The organism is Streptomyces malaysiensis subsp. samsunensis (genome assembly GCF_024519315.1).
Lineage (GTDB): Bacteria > Actinomycetota > Actinomycetes > Streptomycetales > Streptomycetaceae > Streptomyces > Streptomyces malaysiensis.
Map to the genome: position 1 here is coordinate 28,400 of NZ_JANIIC010000074.1, position 16,141 is coordinate 44,540.

Sequence of the window (16,141 nt, forward strand, 5' to 3'; positions counted from 1 at the left end):
GCCAGGGGCCGGGCTGGCATCAGCTTCGAATGATGTGACAGTATCAGCCCATGCTGACGTCAGTCGACACTGATCTGATCCGGGTGCTGGCCGACCCGATCAGGATGAAGATCGTGAATCTGCTCGCCCGCGAGACGCTGTGCACCACCCACCTGGTGGAGGAGATCGGCGCCAAGCAGACCAACCTGTCCAACCATCTGCGGGTGCTGCGCGAGGCCGGGGTGGTGGAGACCGAGCCGTGCGGCCGGTTCACCTACTACCGCCTGCGGCCCGACGTCATCGCCACCCTGGCCGGGCAGTTCACCGAACTGGCCGAGACCGCCCGGACCACCGCCGCCGCCGACATCAAGAGGGCCTGCCCGTGAGCACCGCCGAAGAGACCACCAGCCGCCCCGCGGAGGGCACCGCCGCCGGTGTCGTCGGCAAACTCTCCACCCTCGACCGCTTCCTGGCCGTATGGATCCTGGCCGCCATGGCCCTCGGTCTGGGCCTGGGCCGGGCGATCCCCGGCCTGAACGACGCCCTGTCCAAGGTCGAGATCGGCGGCATCTCCCTGCCGATCGCCCTCGGCCTGCTGATCATGATGTACCCAGTACTGGCCAAGGTCCGCTACGACAAGCTCGACGCCGTCACCGGCGACCGCAGGCTGATGGCCTCCTCGCTGGTCATCAACTGGATCCTCGGCCCGGCCGTGATGTTCGCCCTCGCATGGATCTTTCTCGCGGACCTGCCCGAGTACCGCACCGGGCTGATCATCGTGGGGCTGGCCCGCTGCATCGCCATGGTCATCATCTGGAACGACCTGGCCTGCGGCGACCGCGAAGCCGCCGCCGTCCTGGTCGCCCTGAACTCGGTCTTCCAGGTCCTCGCGTTCGGCCTGCTGGGCTGGTTCTACCTGGACCTGCTGCCCGGCTGGCTCGGCCTGGGCGACGGCGAGCACCTGGACATCTCGATGTGGAAGATCGCGCTGAACGTCGTCATCTTCCTCGGCATCCCGCTGCTGGCCGGGTTCCTCACCCGCCGCATCGGCGAGACCAGACTCGGCCGTGAGCGGTACGAGGCCGGCTTCCTGCCGAAGATCGGCCCGTTCGCCCTCTACGGGCTGCTGTTCACCATCGTGATCCTCTTCGCCCTGCAAGGGAAGACGATCACCTCCCAACCGCTGGACGTCGCCCGGATCGCCCTCCCGCTGCTGGTGTACTTCGCCCTGATGTGGTTCGGCACCTTCGCCCTCGGCAAAGCCATCGGCCTGGCCTACGACCGCACCGCCACCCTCGCCTTCACCGCCGCGGGCAACAACTTCGAACTGGCCATCGCGGTCGCCATCGCCACCTTCGGCGTCACCTCCGGCCAGGCCCTGTCCGGAGTCGTCGGCCCCCTCATCGAGGTCCCGGTGCTGGTGGCGCTGGTGTACGTATCCCTTGCCTGGCGACGGAAGTTCAGCGCGCCTGCCACCCCCTGATCACAGGCGCACCAGGACACAGCAGGCGCGTTGCCGCCTCGGGCGGCAACGCGCCTGCCGCTGTTCTCGTGCGATGCCCTGGCTCACATCTCCACCGTGGCCGAGGCCACCCAGCGGGCCAGGACGCTGAAGGCCGCCAACCGCTCCAGCGCCTGGTGTTCCGGCAGCTCGGGCAAGGCCGTCCTCGTGGCTGCTGGGATTGCGGATGCCCGCGTAACACCCCTCGGCGAAGGACATGGCGCCGCGGTGAAGGCTGCGGAAGGTATCGCTGCCGTCATTGGCCATGAGCCGCAGTCGGGGCTGGCCAGGCTTGGGCGGATCCTGGGAGAACACGCTCTTGAAGAGGTTGGTCTCACTCACATCGCGGCGTCCGACCTTGTTCTGGGTCTCGGCGTTGACCTTCTTGGCGGCCGCGGTGACCGCCTCGCGGAAGTGGCCACTCTGCCACAGCGACCGGGCTCCGTCCCACACCCACGGATGCATTGTGGCGGCGCTGATCTGCGGGGCATCATCACCGAGGTGTTCTTTGATCTCCGCATCACGTACAAGGACGACATCGGCCCGCTGAACCGCCTCGCGATGCTGGCACCAGCGGTTGACACGCTTGTTGCGCTCGCTGGGGACTTCGGTCCGCCATCGCGGCAGCACGCGGTCCAGAATCTGCTCTACGACCTGCGCACTGGCGATGATCTCGTCCTGCGGACCGCGATTCGCACGGCCGCTGCTCAAGATGGTGGTCCCGGGAGGATCGGGCGGCCTATACAGCTCCGTCAGTTGCAGGAAACGCGCGAACTGCTCGCGAGCCCAGGCGATGTCGATGCTCATCCGGGCATCATCCACCCAGCCACCGACACCACATCGCCCCACAGCCGCGCATCCCCTTGTCACCGAATGCACGGATCGGCATCAGCCGATGGCCGGGCTGCGCCGCTCGATGAGCAGCACGTCGCGCCACGTGCAGTAGTGCCGGCCGACGCGCTCCCGGGTCCCGATGACCCGGAACCTGGCCCGCTGGTGCACGGCGAGGCTGGCGGTGTTCTCGGGGAAGATGCCGGACTGGATGGTCCAGATCCCGGCCGCCTCGGTGGAATCGATGAGCGCCTTGAGCAGCGCCGAGGCGACGCCCCGGCCGCGGGCGGCGGGGCGGACGTACACCGAGTGCTCGACCACACCGGCGTATGCACAGCGGCTGGAGACCTGGGTAACTGCGACCCAGCCGAGCACCGTCCCGTTTTCGTCCAGGGCGGCGAACCGATGCTCGGGCAGTTTGGCGGCGTCGAACGCCTCCCAACTCGGGGCGGTGGTCTCGAAGGTGGCGTTGCCTTCGTCGATGCCTGCCTGGTAGATCGCCAGCACCTGCTCGGCGTGCTCCGCCGCCAGCGGCACGATCAGCATGCTCGAAGCCCTGCCCGTCATCGCCCCCCCTGTGATTCGGGTTTCCGTCAGGCAGCGGCAGGCAGCGCGATCAGCTTGCCCATGGCCGCGAGCACGGACGGCTCCACCCGGTAGTACACCCACGTGCCGCGCCGCTCGGAGGTCAGCAGCCCGGCCTCCTTCAGCTTCTTCAGGTGGTGGGAGACCGTGGGCTGGGAGACGCCGACGTCGGAGATGTCGCACACGCACGCCTCTCCACGCTCATGCGAGGCGATCGCGGAGAACAGCCGCACCCGGACCGGGTCGCCGAGCGCCTTGAACATCCGTGCGGCCGTCTCGGCCTCCTCGGCGGTGAAAGGGCGCTCGGTCAGCGGCGGGCAGCACGGCGCCACCGGCTCGTCCTCCAGCAGCGGCAGCACCTGCACCTGGGTATTCGACATGCGTCTATGTTGACATACATCGAACCAAGCGAGCCCGTGGCCGATGGCCACGAGGTCAGGGCCGGCCCAGGGCGGCCAGGCGCCGGGCGACACGGTCCGCGTCGCGGCCGACCCCGCGCAGAGAAGCCGAAGACAGGCTGCGCTGCCATTCCAGCCCCACAAACGCCAGGCCGGGATGTGCGTGGGCGAGCCCGTTGCGATGGCGCGGGCGTCCCTGTGAGCCCAGAGCCCTCAGGGGGGCGAGGTAGCCGAGGTCGGGCCGGTAGCCCGTGGCCAGCACAATGGTGTCGATCTTTTCGGACAGGCCGTCCGGCCAGATGACCTTGGAGCCCTCGACGGTGGTGAACATCGGGCACCGGTCTGGGGCACCTGCGGCCACAGCCGCCCGGTAGCGGCCGTCGTCGATGACCGCCATGGTGGCCGGAGCATGCTGGAAGCGCCCCAGCGGTGCGATGTCCAGGCCGGTATTGAGCCAGAAGTGCAGGTCCCTCCCTCCCGGAGGGCGCTGCTCGAACCACTTGACGGGAGCGCGGGAGGCGAGACTGACCCGGGCGTGGCCGGCAAGTTCGGCTGCGACCTGCACGGCGGAGTTGCCGGCGCCCACCACCACAACCCGCCGACCGGTAAAGGGCTTCGGATCATGGTATTGCGCGACGCGCAGGAGCGTGCCGGTGAACGAGTCCAGACCAGGCAGGGCGGGCCGGTTCGGGCTGGCGAAGCCCCCGGTTGCTGCCACCACCGCACGGGCAGCCAGCTGCGATCCGTCCGCCAGGGTCATCTCAAACCCCTCCCCGTCCCCGTCGCCGCGGACTTCGTCCACGCGGTGACCGGTGCGGACCTCCGCGTCCGGTCGGTCGGCGTAGCGCAGGAGGTAGTCGACCACCTCGTCCCGCTGCGGGTCGCCGCCGAAGGGAAGGCCGGGAAGGGAGCTGTACCGGGCTGGGGAGAACAGGGTGAGGCTGTCGTAGTACCGCGGCCACGACCCGGCCGCCCGGTCGGATGCCTAGCACCACCGGCCTGATCCCGCGCTGCCGCAGGGCATGCGCTGTGGCCAGCCCGGACTGCCCGCCGCCGATCACTGCGACGTCAACGCGCTCCATCAACATCAACAACCTCCTTGATTTGATAAACGTCTATGTTGATGTTCATCGAATCAGGGGCCATGCTGGTCGCGCAACACATCGGCAGATGTCGAAACACGCAAGGAGTCACCGTGAACGCGCCCGCCATCACCGAGGCCACCGCCGAGCTGCCCGTTGTCGTGATCGGAGCCGGACCCGTTGGTCTGGCCGCCGCCGCCCACCTGACCGGCCGCGGCATCACGCCGCTGGTCCTGGAGGCCGGGCAGGCCGCAGGAGCGGCGGTGCGCGAATGGGCACATGACGGCTGTTCTCGCCCTGGGGTGAAGTGGTCGACCCGGCCGCCGAGAAGCTCCTGGCTCCCACCGGCTGGATGCGCCCCGATCCGGCGGCCTACCCCTCCGGTGGCGACTGGGCTGAGCAGTACCTGGAGCCGCTCGCCGACGTTCTCGGCGACAAGGTCCGCTTCGGTGCCACGGTCACCGGTGTCTCCCGGTCCGGCCGCGACCGGATCGTCGACGCCGACCGCGAGGCCCAGCCCTTCGTCGTACACGTCGCCTACGCCGACGGTCGCGAGGAGCGCATCTTCGCCCGCGCGGTCATCGACGCCTCCGGCACCTGGACCACCCCCTCCCCGGCGGGCGCCAGCGGCCTGCCCGCGCTCGGCGAGAAGGCGGCGACCGGCCGCATCACCTACCGCGTCCCCGATCTGAAGGACCCAACTGTCCGCGCCCGGTACGCGGGGCGGCGTACCGCCGTGATCGGGTCCGGTGCCTCCGCGTTCACCGCGCTCGCCTCCCTGGCTGAGCTCGCCAAGGCCGACGACGGCGCCGGGACGAAGGCAGTGTGGATCCTGCGGCGCGGCATCTCCGGGGCCACCTTCGGTGGCGGGGAAGCCGATCAGCTGCCCGCCCGCGGCGCCCTGGGCCTGGCGGCGAAGGCCGCCGTCGGCGACGGGCACACCGACGCGGTCACCGGCTTTCGCACCGAGGCGGTCGAACGCGACAGTGACGGGCGTCTGGTGCTGGTGGGGGAGGACGGCCGCCGCCTCGATGTCGTGGACGAGGTGATCGTCCTGACCGGTTTCCGCCCGGAGCTGTCCTTCCTGTCCGAGGTGCGCCTGAACCTGGACGAGCGCCCCCAGGCCCCCGTCGAGCTGGCGCCGCTGATCGACCCCAACGTCCACTCCTGCGGCACCGTCTATCCCCACGGCCACCGCGAACTGGCCCACCCCGAGCAGGGGATCCACCTGGTCGGCATGAAGTCCTACGGCCGCGCCCCCACGTTCCTGGCGATGACCGGCTACGAGCAGGTCCGCTCCGTCGTCGCGGCCCTCGCCGGTGACGGGGAAGCGGCCGACCGCGTCGAACTCACGCTGCCGGAGACCGGGGTGTGCGGCGGTGCCGGACTGTTCGACGCCACCGAGGCCCAGCAGGCCGGTGGTGGCTGCTGTGCCGCTCCCGAGTCCCAGCTCGTGCAGCTCGCCGCACCGGCCCGGGCCGCGGCCACGGCCGAGGAGGCGCCGGTGCAGGGCTGCTGCGGCGCGTGACCGAGCTGAGCACCCGCGTAGGCGGGGCCGTGACTGGAACCGGGGACCGGTCGCGGCCCCGCACCGCCCTGCCCGCCCTGTGCGCCACGCAGATCACCAGCTGGGGCATCGTCTACTACGCCTTCCCGGTCCTGAATCCGCAGATCACCGCCGCCACCGGCTGGCCTCCGGGCGCGACCATAGGCGCTTTCTCCGCCGCCCTGCTCATCTCCGCCGTCGTCGGCATCCGCGTCGGCCGCATCCTCGACCAACACGGCCCGCGCACCGTCATGACCCACGGCTCGGTCATCGGCACCATCAGCCTGGCCGTCGTAGCCGCTGCGCCCAACCTGGCCGTCTTCACCGTCGGCTGGCTGCTGGCCGGGCTCGCGATGGCCTCCACGTTCTACCAGTCGGCCTTCGCCGCCCTCACCCGCTGGTGGGCCCCCAACCATGTCCGTGCCCTGACGGTGGTCACCCTGGCCGGCGGCCTGGCCTCCACCGTCTTCGCCATCATCACCGCAGCACTCGCCGACCGGCTGTCGTGGCGCGCGACCTACCTGGTCCTGGCCGCTGTCCTGGCCCTGGTCACCATCCCGGCACATGCCCTCGCCCTGAAGGCGCCCTGGCCCACGCCGCCGCCAATCCCCGCCCATGTGCACAGCAGTCCTGAGGCGGTGGTCCGCAGTCGGCCTTTCTGGATGCTGCACTGTCCTGACCCTCTCCGCCCTCGCCATGGGCTCCCAGATCATCGCCTGGTCCCGCTCCTGCTCGAACGCGGCTACACCACCACCCAAGCCGCCTGGGCCCTCGGCCTGGGCGGAGCCGGACAGACACTCGGCCGGACCCTGTATGCCGCCCTCGCCCGGCACACCGGTGCCACCACGCGCACACCCGCGCAGCGGGGGAACCTCAGCGGGCCAGCCGCTTGTCAGCGGATGCCGCACCTCGGTGTACTGGGGAGGCTGAATCTCAGCGGCGTCTATTCGAAGGCGTGGATGACAGTGTCGAGGATGGCTCGTAGGCCTGCCCAATCCTGGCTATCAATGACCGAAGGGCGGCGATGGTGTGGGTGTTGAGGTTGTCCATCATCAGTACCACGGCGTCGGCGTCGGGATAGTCGACGCTCAGCAGCTGTTTTACCTGGCCGGCCCAGTCGGTCCGGGTCCGCCGGGACAGCGCCTGAACCCGACGCCACTCGCGTAAGGGCTCAGCCCACACGAAGATGGAGCAGGTGCCGCGGCGGATGTACTCGCTGTCCTGGCAGGCGTCGCGACCGGGGCGTGCCGGGAGCGTGGCGCGGGCGTCGCCGAGGAGCTGGTAGGGCTTCTCGTCCATGCACACCACCGGACGTGCCGGGTCATAGGGCCGGGCATAGACGGCCAGCACGTCTTCCATTCCGGCCGCGAACTGCGCGTTCGCCCGTGGTGGGATGGTCCAGCACTTCTTCAGGTGAGGACGCAGTTCCGTTTTTTTAGGACCCGCCCGATGGTGGAGTGGTCCAGATCGGGGAGGTCCTCGACCAGCGCGACGTGCTTCTCCAGCAGCCGCAGCGACCACCGTGCATAGCCCTGGGGTGGCTGTGAGCACGCCATCGCGATCAGCAGGGCTTCGACCTCACCGGTCACCGGTGAGGGCACCGGCGGGAGGTCGCGCTTCTTCCGCGTGATCGTGGCGCGGGCATCGCCGCCGGTCTCGGCAAAACGCTTGGCGACCAGCCGCAACGTCTCGCCGGAGACACCGAGCCGGGCCGCGATCACCTCCTTGGAATCCACCTCCCCCACCGAGGTGTCCAGCGCAAGCAGCACCCGGGCTCGCATGATCATCGATGCTGGGCGAACACCCGTCGTGGTCACCCGCACCAACTCCTCGCGATCCTGCGCGGTCAACCTCACCGGCCACTTCTTCTGCGAACCCATGACAACAGTCCCGTCTGGCAGAGGGGAAGGAATCTGCCAGACACTAACCTCCCAACCAGGCATGCCACAACTAAGCAGCGACAATCTACTAGTAGGACTCCGTTAGGTCTGTCTTGATCTTGGTGTGGCCCTGCCGGGCAGGGGTTGGTGGCAGGTGGTGCAGATGCCGGTCCAGCAGTTCAGCAGGTCCTGGAGGGCGTCGAGGGTCTGGTAGAGGGTGAGGCCGGTGTGTCGGCTTTTGGGGCCAGTCGCTGTTCGGTGAGGAAGGCGTGGGCGGCGGTGACCAGGGTGGCGTGGTGGTGCCAGCCGGTCCAGGAGCGGCCTTCGAAGTGGTCCAGGCCCAGGCCGTGTTTGAGTTCGCGGTAGTCGTGCTCGATGCGCCAGCGGATCTTCGCCAGGCGGACCAGCTCGGGGACCGGGGTGTCGTCGGGCAGGTCGGACAGCCAGAAGCGGGTCGGTTTGTCCTCGCCGTCGGGCCATTCGGCCAGCAGCCGCACTTCGGGCAGGACACCGTCCCACCGGCCGTGCCGGGCCACTGCGGCTGCCTGGGCCAGCCGACGTGAGCGCACCCCGGCCGGCCGGACCCGCATCGTGAGGAAGCGGGAGGTCATCGGGCCCCGGGACCCTTCCCGCCAGGTCACCTCGCTGAAGGCGTCCCGTCCGGCGGCCGCTGCCAGTTCCGCCACCGTCACCGGTGGCTGCCGGTAGCGGGGCTGGGGCCTGCGGCCGGTGCCGCACCAGGCGGGGGCCGTGGGGTGCGCGTCGTGCGGCTGGACGGTGATATCGCCGCGGATGCCGACCACGTACGCGTGTCCCCGCTCGGCCAGACCGGCGCGGAAGTCGGCGTTCTGTCCGTAGCCGGCATCCGCCACCACGACCGGCGGCACCAGTCCCCATCCGGCCAGTTCGTCCAGGGCGTCCAGTGCCAGGCGCCACTTCTGGCGGTGCCCGATGTCCTCGGGCACGCCGGTCCGCCGGCGCCGGACGGTGTCATCCGCCCACTCCCGGGGCAGGAACAGCCGCCAGTTCAGCGGGCACGAGGCCGTATCGGAGACCGCGTGCACGCTGACGGCGACCTGGCAGTTGGCCTGCTTGCCCAAAGCGCCGCAGTACTGGTGGGCGACGCCGACCGACATCCTGCCGTCCTTGGGGAACGACACGTCATCGACCGCCCAGGCATCCGGCCCGATCCGCGGCACCATCCGCTGCGCGATCCGCCGACGCACCGGCACCGGATCCCAGGTGGACTGGTTCACGAACTGCTGCAGGTTCTGCTCGTTGCCGTCCGGCAGCCGAGCGGCCATGGCCTGGACCGACTTGCGGCGACCGTCCATCATCAGCCCCCGCAGATAGCAGTCACCCTTGGCCCGCTGGTCCTTCCGCGGTACCGAGGCGAACACATCCGCCACGAATAACGCCAACGACGCCCGAACACGATTCACTTCATGTGCATCCACACACCCCTCATGCCCCTGAACACAGGCGACACACAGACCTAACGGAGTCCTACTAGCTCTCCACAGGGGAGGGGCATCGCGCGGGTGCCGTCGGCGACGACGAACGTGCCCCAGTGACCCAGCCGAGGGCTTCGGTCACGCGCTGGACCTGCTCATTGACGGTCTTGTCGCCGCCCCTAACGGCAGACCGCCACCGTGACCGCTCACGATCTATGGGTGAGCATGCCGAACGGCGAGTGCTAAGTGGCTGGCGGACGCAGGCGGCCCGCGCCTCCAGTGTGGGGCCGACAAGAAGTACAGAAATGCCGTCCGTTGACGTAGCGTCTCGTGTTGAGGCGTCTGACCTGATCGCGGTTCAAGGGCCGAGCGCGTCCTCGCGGCTGGTTCGAAGACCACGCCGTGTGTTCTTCGATGGCACTGGCCGGATGAGCGTAAGTAATTCATGGGCCTCCTGTGAGACGACGCCAGCGTTGTGGAGGACGTGACCGGCGTCGGCGCGCTCATTGCACACACGAGCAGAAGCCCCTTCCGGGGAGAGAGTTGCGGCATAGCGTGCGGATGAACGCCTACTTGCCGTCTTCGTCAGGCTTCAGCGCCTCCATGACGCACGTCGTGACGTCCTCCACCGTGCCGACCGCCGAGACCGTGACGACCAGGCCGTGGGCCTTGTAGTAGTCGATGATCGGCTCGGTCTGCGTGTGGTAGACCTCGAGGCGCTTGCGGACCGTCTCCTCCGAGTCGTCGTCACGCTGGTACAGCTCGCCGCCGCAGACGTCGCAGACGCCCTCCGCCTTCGGCTTGCTGTATGTCACGTGGAAGACGTGGCTGGAGTCCTTGCGGCAGATCCGCCGCCCGGCGATCCGCTTGACGACCTCTTCCTCGGGGACTTCGAGGTCCAGTACCGCGTCCAGCTTCATGCTCTCGGACTGGAGCATCTCGTCCAGAGCCTCAGCCTGGGACACGTTGCGCGGAAAACCGTCCAGCAGGAAGCCGTTCTCGGCGTCCGGCTTCTCCATGCGGTCCTTGGCCATCCCGATGGTGACCTCGTCCGGCACCAGGTTGCCCGCGTCCATGTAGGACTTCGCGAGCTTCCCGAGCTCCGTCTGCTGGCTGATGTTGGTGCGGAACAGGTCGCCCGTGGAGATGTGCGGGATCGACAGGTTCTTGGCGAGGAACGCGGCCTGCGTTCCCTTGCCGGCACCCGGCGGCCCGACGAGGACGATACGCATCAGCGGAGGAACCCTTCGTAATTGCGCTGCTGGAGCTGGCTCTCGATCTGCTTCACGGCTCGAGACAGACCTCATGTTTCGAACGGCACCCTGAACTGCTGAGTGTGTCTTCGCTGGTGTCATCGACCTGAACGCGGGAGACTCCTCGCGGAGAGTCAATCTCGGTCGCGTGCATGAAATCCAAGAAGCGAGCCGCGACAGGAGAGAGGTCCTGAGAACAGTGGTACGCCACGCCGATGACTCTGGTTGCATCCGGTGAATCCACGGGTACTGCGACGAGATCATCCAGACCGAAGCCCTGCACTTCCAGAGCCGGCAGAGCCGCCACGCCCACCCCAGCCCGTAGCAGGCCACGGATCGTCGCTGCGCTGCATGCATTGAAGCGCTCGCTCACTGAGATTGAGTACTCGCTGAACGCAGCGTCGGTGATTGCTCGGATGCTGGATCCGGGTCGCGTTGCGAGTACGGTCTCGCCCTTGAAGTCCGACCATGAGATGGACTCCTGCGTCGACCAAGGGTGGCTGCGGTGCGCGACGCCGTAGAACTGCTCCTGCAGCAGGGGCTCGAAGCAGAAGCTGTCCTGCAGGTCACCATGGGCGGTCAGCCCGAGTTCGACAGTTCCACCAGCGAGGCGTTCGACAACGTCATCCGCGGCTCCGTCTACGATCTCGAACTCCACCTCGGGGTGATCCAGCATGAAGCCGCGGATCATCTCCGGCAGCACAGCCGCCGCGAGTGACGGCAGTGCGGCTACGGCGATGGTTCCGGACTGCGCTGCCACGTAGGACATGAAGCGGCTCAGCCGCAGATCCATGTCGTCGAGGACGGCACCCGTCATGAGCAGGAAGGCCTGCCCCGCTGCCGTGGTGTCGATCTGCCGGGTGGTGCGGTCGAATAGCCGCACCCTCAGGAGACGTTCGACTTCCTTGATTCTTCTGCTGAGGACCGACTGAGAGATGTGCTCCGCCGCGGCTGCTTTCGTGAAGCTGCCGGATGCGGCGAGGGTCCGGACTGCGCGAAGCTGCTGGAGCGTCAAGTCAGGAATCGGCATGGCACCACCTAGCTAGTGCTTCACCCACGCGTGGATGGGCAATCACGACTGAACCTGCGATCTGGACCCGGAATCGACCTTCTGCGTACTCCTCGGCTTGGGCTCTCCGCAGTACAGAGACAGCCCCTCGCGGCGGCGGGCCTGAGCCGGCGGGTTGGGGAATGTGGCTCATCGTTCGGCGATGGAGAACTTTCGCTGGATCCAGTGCAGCTCGCCGAAGGTGCAGCAGCACCTGGGCCACCGCCAGCGTCATCAGCCACAGATGACGGCACCGTCAGGCGTGGGGAACGACCGCCTGGTCGTCGTTCAACACGGAGCGTGCCATCAGAAGGGTGTCCAATCCTTTGCTCGTACATAGATCTTGAACGCCCTCCTCCCACGCCTGCGGGCCGACTTCACTTCACGCGATCTTCGTGGAACCAGCCATCTAGTTCGGCTTAGAGCGCACGTGGTTCGCGATCGCCGCGTCATCGTTCGCGCCGTACATCTCGTCGATCAGCGCTGCGAACGAGCGCACGACGGCATTGCGCTTCATCTTGCCGTTCGCAGTCCGCTCTCCGTGCTCGACCTGCAGGGGCCGCGGCAGGATGCGAAAGTCCTTCAACTGCTCTACGCGGGCGAGGTCTGCGTTGACCCGATCCACCTCCGCTCGCAGGCGCTCGGCCAGCGCCTCTGCCGACTGCGCGTCCACAGTCGAGCTCGGCTCGAACAGAACGGTGAGGTACTTGCGGGCGTCACCGACGACGATGGCTTCGTTGATCAGCGAGCTTTCCCTCAGCCGGGTTTCAATGGGCTGAGGATTGATCGTCTTGCCGCCGCGAGTGATGATCACATCCTTCTTGCGGCCGATGAGCCGGATGTCGCCCTGGGGGGTGCGCTCCATCAGGTCACCGGTGCAGAACCAGTCATCCTGGAAAACAGCCTCGGTCTCCGCAGGGTTGCGCCAGTATCCGTCGAAGAGCAGCGGCGCGCGGAGCAGCATTTCACCATCGTCCGCGACCTTCACCTGGAAGCGCGGGTCCGAAAACTCCTTGCCGATGAAGCCAGGCCGAGGGAACTGCTGACTGAAGTGTGCGATGGGAGTGCCGGCGGTCTCGGTGAGGCCGTAACACTCGCGAAGGTCGAGCCCCCAGATCTGCCAAATCGCGAGGACGCTCTCGGGCATCGCGGCAGATGCGGTGTAGGCGATCCGGACACGATCCATTCCGACGGCTGCCCGTAGCGGCAGGAACACTCCGCGAAGGGCGGCAGCGTACGCGATCCGCAGCAATAGCGAGGGCCGGCGACGAGACCAGCGGAGCTCGGCCACCCTGCGGCCCACCCACATCGCGGCGTCATAGGCGTATCGGCGGAGTCGCGGCCAGGTTTCCGGCCGTGCGATCAGTTCGCCGGCAATCTTCTCGTAGAAGCGCGGCGGCCAGAGCACCACTGTCGGCCGTACCGCGCGCAGGACATCCTCATACTCAGGGATGCTGCAGTAGGTGACCACCAGCCGTGAGAGCAGCGGCGTGAAAACCGAAACCACCGCTGGCGCCACGTGGGCCAGTGGCAGGAAGCCCACCACATCGTGATCGCGGCTGATCAGCTGTGGGTAGAGTCCGATGACGGTCTGAATCGAGTGCTGAAGCGTGCGGTGCGAGTGTGTGACGCCTTTCGGTGCTCCCGTGGACCCCGACGTATAGAAGAGCACGGCGGCATCGTCGAGAGAGCCCGCAGAAACCAGTTTGGACAGGCGATCCGGGCCGTCGGCGTACCGTGCTCCTTCTTCCCGCAGCGTCTCCCACCTTGTCCCCTTGATCGTCTGGGGCAGCGCCGGCGGGGCGTCGTCGATTCCGACCACGAGCCGCAGCCTCCGTGTGCGCGCGGCGATCCCCGCTACTTTGGTGAGGTCTGTCGTCGTCTCGCCGACGAAGGCGACCGCCTCGCTGTGCACGAGGAGTTGCTCGATCTCGGCGGGCGGGTTGGTCGGATACACGCCGATCACGACGCCACCGACACTCTGCACGGCCAGAGCGGCGAACACCCACTCTGGGCGGGCGCTGCTCAACACCGCGACGCGATCACCGTGCTTCACACCTTGCGCGGAGAGACCGAGTGCCAGATCGCGCACCTGGTCCGCGTACGACCGCCACGTGACCGCCTGTGCAGCACCATCACGCCAGTAGCGCAGCGCAACGGTGTCAGGTTCTCGGCTCGCGCGATCGAGCAGCAGCCCCGGTAGCGTCCGGGTCGGTTGGAAACTGGTCAGATCCATGAGACGGCCTCTCTTACAGAGCTGACAAGCCCGGGCCCGATGAGATTCATGCTGCACTCTCCCCAAGAGGGAGGAAGCCGCCTCTGTACCAGGTCACCGGCTTGCTGCTACCTGTCCGCGCGTCGTGCACCCGACCGATGAGGATCACGTGATCTCCGCCGGGCACGGCCTGCTCCAGTTCGCACCGGATGACCGCCGCTGCATCGGACAGCAGCGGATGACCTGCCTCATCGAATTCGAAGCTGCCGTAAGCGAATTTATTCTCACCCTTTGTCGCGAATTTTATCGCCAATTCCGCGTGTGCGTCCGTCACGATGTTCACGACGAAGTGCTTGGCCGCCATGAAAACAGGAAAGCAGTCCGCCCTCCGGTCCAGGCACACCAAAACGAGCGGCGGATCGAGAGACAAGGAAGCGAAGGAACTCGCAGTGAACCCGTGCAGTGTTCCTTCATCGCTTCGCGTCGTTACGATCGTCACGCCTGAAGGGAACTGGGCCAATGCCGAACGAAAGGCAGCCGGGTCCAGTCCTTGAAATTGATCAACCATTGTACCCCTCGCGGGCAGCTCGGGCGGCAGGGTCAAGGAAGACCGTGCGCGCGTCGGCCACCGTGACGCGGAGCTGTTCTTCGTCTGGCCAACCGGCAGTCCCTGAGCGAAGAGCCCGCTTGAGCGCTGCGAACACGGCCGACGGCTTCGCTGCTGCCTTGCGCGCATCCGCCAGCGCAGTCGAGAGCAGGTCGTCCTGGTTGACCACCTGGTCGACGATGCCTATCGCCTTCGCATCGAACGCGTCGATGGGCTCTCCGCCCAGCAAGAGTCGCCGGGCTGCGCGGTCGCCCAGGACCCCGCGCACTTGAGCGATTCCCTTTACGGCCGGCAGCATTCCGTGCTTGATCTCGGGGAAGACGAAACGCGCTGTAGTCGACGAGTACACCACGTCAGCGAACAGCGCCATTTCGATACCGCCACCCACGCACCAGCCGTTAACCGCACACACCAGCGGCCGGGGATAGTTTTCCAGTGCGCAGAGCAGCGCGTGGAACGACTTCATCCGCCCGGCCATCGCATCGGCGTTGAAGTCGACGGCTTCCTTCATGTCGCCACCCGCGCAGAAGAAGCGCTCGCCGGCGCCCGTCAGAACCAGCGCGGGGGCATCAGGACCCTTGGCGAGGGTCTCCAGCTTCGCCGTCAGGTCGCTGACGAGCGAGTCGCTGAGCGCGTTTGCGGGCGGGTGGTTCAGAGTGATGACAACCACGCCGTCCGCTTCGTCGGACGCGTGGACAGCGCTGAGCGCTATGTTGTTCGAACCTGCGGTCATGCTCGTCTCCGGTTAGTTCGCCGGGGCGCTAGCGATGCGAGCGGAGGGGAAGTCCACAGGGCGCTTTTCCCGGAATGCCTGGCGCGCTTCGGCGTAGTCGGCGCTGGCGAAGTCGATGATCTCGAGCGCCGAGGACAGTTCGTGCTGGGGCACCGCGTTGGTGAGCCAGGTGTTGAGTGCGCGCTTGGTGAAACGGAGAGCCTGCTGGGAACCACGCGCCAGCTGGGATGCGACCTCGAGAGCACGGGGCAGTACCTGCTCACGGGGAACGGACAGACTCACAAGCCCGATCCGCTCAGCTTCGGCACCGGTCAGCTTCTCGGAGGTAAGCACGTAGTACTTGGTCTTGGCCATGCCGACGAGCAGTGGCCAGATGAGTGCAGCGTGGTCGCCGGCCGTCACGCCGACCTTGGTGTGGCCCTCAATCAGCACCGCGTCGTCCGCGGCGATGCTGATGTCGGCAAGGAGCGCTGTCGACAGGCCGTAGCCAACTGCGGGACCGTTGATCGCGGAGATGATCGGCTTCTCGATGCGCAGGACGGTGGCAACCCGCTTACGCTCCGTCTCCAGCATCGCGAGCGTCTGCTCGGGCGTGGGATCGGGCTGCGCCACGTCCATCCCGGTACAGAAGGCCTTGCCGGCTCCGGTGACAACCACGACCCGGGTCTGATCGTCGCGCTCGACGTCGGCCCAGATCTGGTTCATCTCCTCGAACATGGGCATGGTGAGCGAGTTGTACCGCTCGGGCCGATTGATCGTGATGAGGAGGACACCGTCGTCGCGGCGTTCGACGAGGACGTCGCCAGTGCCGTGCTTGTAGAGGTCACTCATCGTGCGGTCTCCTTGGTGTGGTTGGCGTGGTATTGGCGGAGTGCTTCTTCGTGGGCGGGGCGTGCGGCGCGGATGTCGGCGAGGACGTCGTCGGCTGAGCGGACCACGTTGCGGGGGTTCTTGAAGCGGGGGATGACGTACTTGCCGAAGAGTTCGATGGAGCGCATGAGCTGGTCGTGGGGGAGGCTGTCGACTCGC

Annotated in this window: 17 protein-coding genes and 2 pseudogenes; 4 read left to right on the plus strand and 15 right to left on the minus strand. The window is 67.4% G+C overall.

What is annotated here, in order from left to right:
* Positions 1 to 50: 50 nt before the first annotated feature.
* Both NQU54_RS41215 and arsB read left to right on the plus strand, forming a co-directional pair.
* A complete protein-coding gene (locus NQU54_RS41215; protein ID WP_257635463.1) occupies positions 51 to 365 on the plus strand; it encodes an ArsR/SmtB family transcription factor in 315 nt (104 codons plus the stop codon).
* A complete protein-coding gene (arsB, locus tag NQU54_RS41220; RefSeq protein ID WP_306279608.1) occupies positions 356 to 1,462 on the plus strand; it encodes an ACR3 family arsenite efflux transporter in 1,107 nt (368 codons plus the stop codon). Before NQU54_RS41215 ends, arsB begins: the two co-directional genes overlap by 10 nt.
* Here arsB and NQU54_RS41225 read toward each other — a convergent pair whose 3' ends face one another.
* The 5 genes from NQU54_RS41225 to NQU54_RS49555 all read right to left on the minus strand — a co-directional run bounded on the left by NQU54_RS41225 (position 1,463) and on the right by NQU54_RS49555 (position 4,382).
* Positions 1,463 to 2,287, minus strand: coding sequence for a TIGR02391 family protein (locus NQU54_RS41225; RefSeq protein WP_257635464.1), 825 nt, complete (start codon positions 2,285 to 2,287; stop codon positions 1,463 to 1,465).
* Between the two features lie 81 nt (positions 2,288 to 2,368).
* Complete coding sequence (locus NQU54_RS41230) at positions 2,369 to 2,878, minus strand: GNAT family N-acetyltransferase (protein ID WP_257635465.1); 510 nt, start codon at positions 2,876 to 2,878, stop codon at positions 2,369 to 2,371.
* A gap of 26 nt (positions 2,879 to 2,904) precedes the next feature.
* Positions 2,905 to 3,276 (minus strand): ArsR/SmtB family transcription factor, encoded by a 372-nt coding sequence (locus NQU54_RS41235; RefSeq protein WP_257635466.1) that lies wholly within the window; start codon positions 3,274 to 3,276, stop codon positions 2,905 to 2,907.
* Positions 3,277 to 3,331: 55 nt separating this feature from the next.
* A complete protein-coding gene (locus NQU54_RS41240; RefSeq protein ID WP_308408536.1) occupies positions 3,332 to 4,159 on the minus strand; it encodes a flavin-containing monooxygenase in 828 nt (275 codons plus the stop codon).
* Positions 4,056 to 4,382 (minus strand): NAD(P)-binding protein, encoded by a 327-nt coding sequence (locus NQU54_RS49555; protein ID WP_306279601.1) that lies wholly within the window; start codon positions 4,380 to 4,382, stop codon positions 4,056 to 4,058. The genes NQU54_RS41240 and NQU54_RS49555 overlap by 104 nt, the downstream gene beginning before the upstream one ends.
* A 107-nt stretch (positions 4,383 to 4,489) precedes the next feature.
* Between NQU54_RS49555 and NQU54_RS41245 the strand changes: the two are divergent.
* Positions 4,490 to 5,904, plus strand: a pseudogene (locus tag NQU54_RS41245) (NAD(P)-binding domain-containing protein).
* Positions 5,901 to 6,776: pseudogene (locus NQU54_RS41250) on the plus strand (MFS transporter); the annotation flags it as partial. The pseudogenes NQU54_RS41245 and NQU54_RS41250, both read left to right, overlap by 4 nt.
* 79 nt (positions 6,777 to 6,855) lie before the next feature.
* Here the strand turns inward: NQU54_RS41250 and NQU54_RS50355 are convergent.
* From NQU54_RS50355 to NQU54_RS41295, 10 genes are all read right to left on the minus strand, one after another.
* Positions 6,856 to 7,281: a transposase gene (locus tag NQU54_RS50355; protein WP_372506332.1), complete on the minus strand. Its 426-nt coding sequence runs from the start codon at positions 7,279 to 7,281 to the stop codon at positions 6,856 to 6,858.
* Positions 7,282 to 7,331: 50 nt separating this feature from the next.
* Positions 7,332 to 7,778, minus strand: a complete 447-nt coding sequence (locus NQU54_RS41255) for a helix-turn-helix domain-containing protein (RefSeq protein WP_257635468.1) — start codon at positions 7,776 to 7,778, stop codon at positions 7,332 to 7,334.
* Between the two features lie 203 nt (positions 7,779 to 7,981).
* Positions 7,982 to 9,259 carry an IS701 family transposase gene (locus NQU54_RS41260; RefSeq protein ID WP_257635469.1) on the minus strand — a complete coding sequence of 426 codons (1,278 nt, stop codon included), beginning with the start codon at positions 9,257 to 9,259 and terminating at the stop codon, positions 7,982 to 7,984.
* A 566-nt stretch (positions 9,260 to 9,825) separates the two neighbouring features.
* Complete coding sequence (locus NQU54_RS41265; protein ID WP_257635470.1) at positions 9,826 to 10,488, minus strand: adenylate kinase; 663 nt, start codon at positions 10,486 to 10,488, stop codon at positions 9,826 to 9,828.
* 52 nt (positions 10,489 to 10,540) lie between these two features.
* The gene (locus NQU54_RS41270; RefSeq protein WP_257635471.1) at positions 10,541 to 11,539 is read right to left on the minus strand and encodes a LysR family transcriptional regulator; all 999 of its coding nucleotides are present in this window, start codon (positions 11,537 to 11,539) and stop codon (positions 10,541 to 10,543) included.
* Positions 11,540 to 11,966: 427 nt separating this feature from the next.
* Positions 11,967 to 13,793, minus strand: coding sequence for an AMP-dependent synthetase/ligase (locus NQU54_RS41275; RefSeq protein ID WP_257635472.1), 1,827 nt, complete (start codon positions 13,791 to 13,793; stop codon positions 11,967 to 11,969).
* A 46-nt stretch (positions 13,794 to 13,839) separates the two neighbouring features.
* The gene (locus NQU54_RS41280; RefSeq protein ID WP_257635473.1) at positions 13,840 to 14,340 is read right to left on the minus strand and encodes a flavin reductase family protein; all 501 of its coding nucleotides are present in this window, start codon (positions 14,338 to 14,340) and stop codon (positions 13,840 to 13,842) included.
* Positions 14,333 to 15,112 (minus strand): enoyl-CoA hydratase/isomerase family protein, encoded by a 780-nt coding sequence (locus tag NQU54_RS41285; RefSeq protein WP_257635474.1) that lies wholly within the window; start codon positions 15,110 to 15,112, stop codon positions 14,333 to 14,335. The genes NQU54_RS41280 and NQU54_RS41285 overlap by 8 nt, the downstream gene beginning before the upstream one ends.
* A gap of 12 nt (positions 15,113 to 15,124) precedes the next feature.
* Positions 15,125 to 15,943, minus strand: a complete 819-nt coding sequence (locus tag NQU54_RS41290; RefSeq protein WP_257635475.1) for an enoyl-CoA hydratase/isomerase family protein — start codon at positions 15,941 to 15,943, stop codon at positions 15,125 to 15,127.
* Positions 15,940 to 16,141 (minus strand): hypothetical protein (locus NQU54_RS41295; RefSeq protein ID WP_441005762.1); only part of this gene is annotated, 202 nt, incomplete at its 5' end. The genes NQU54_RS41295 and NQU54_RS41290, both read right to left, overlap by 4 nt.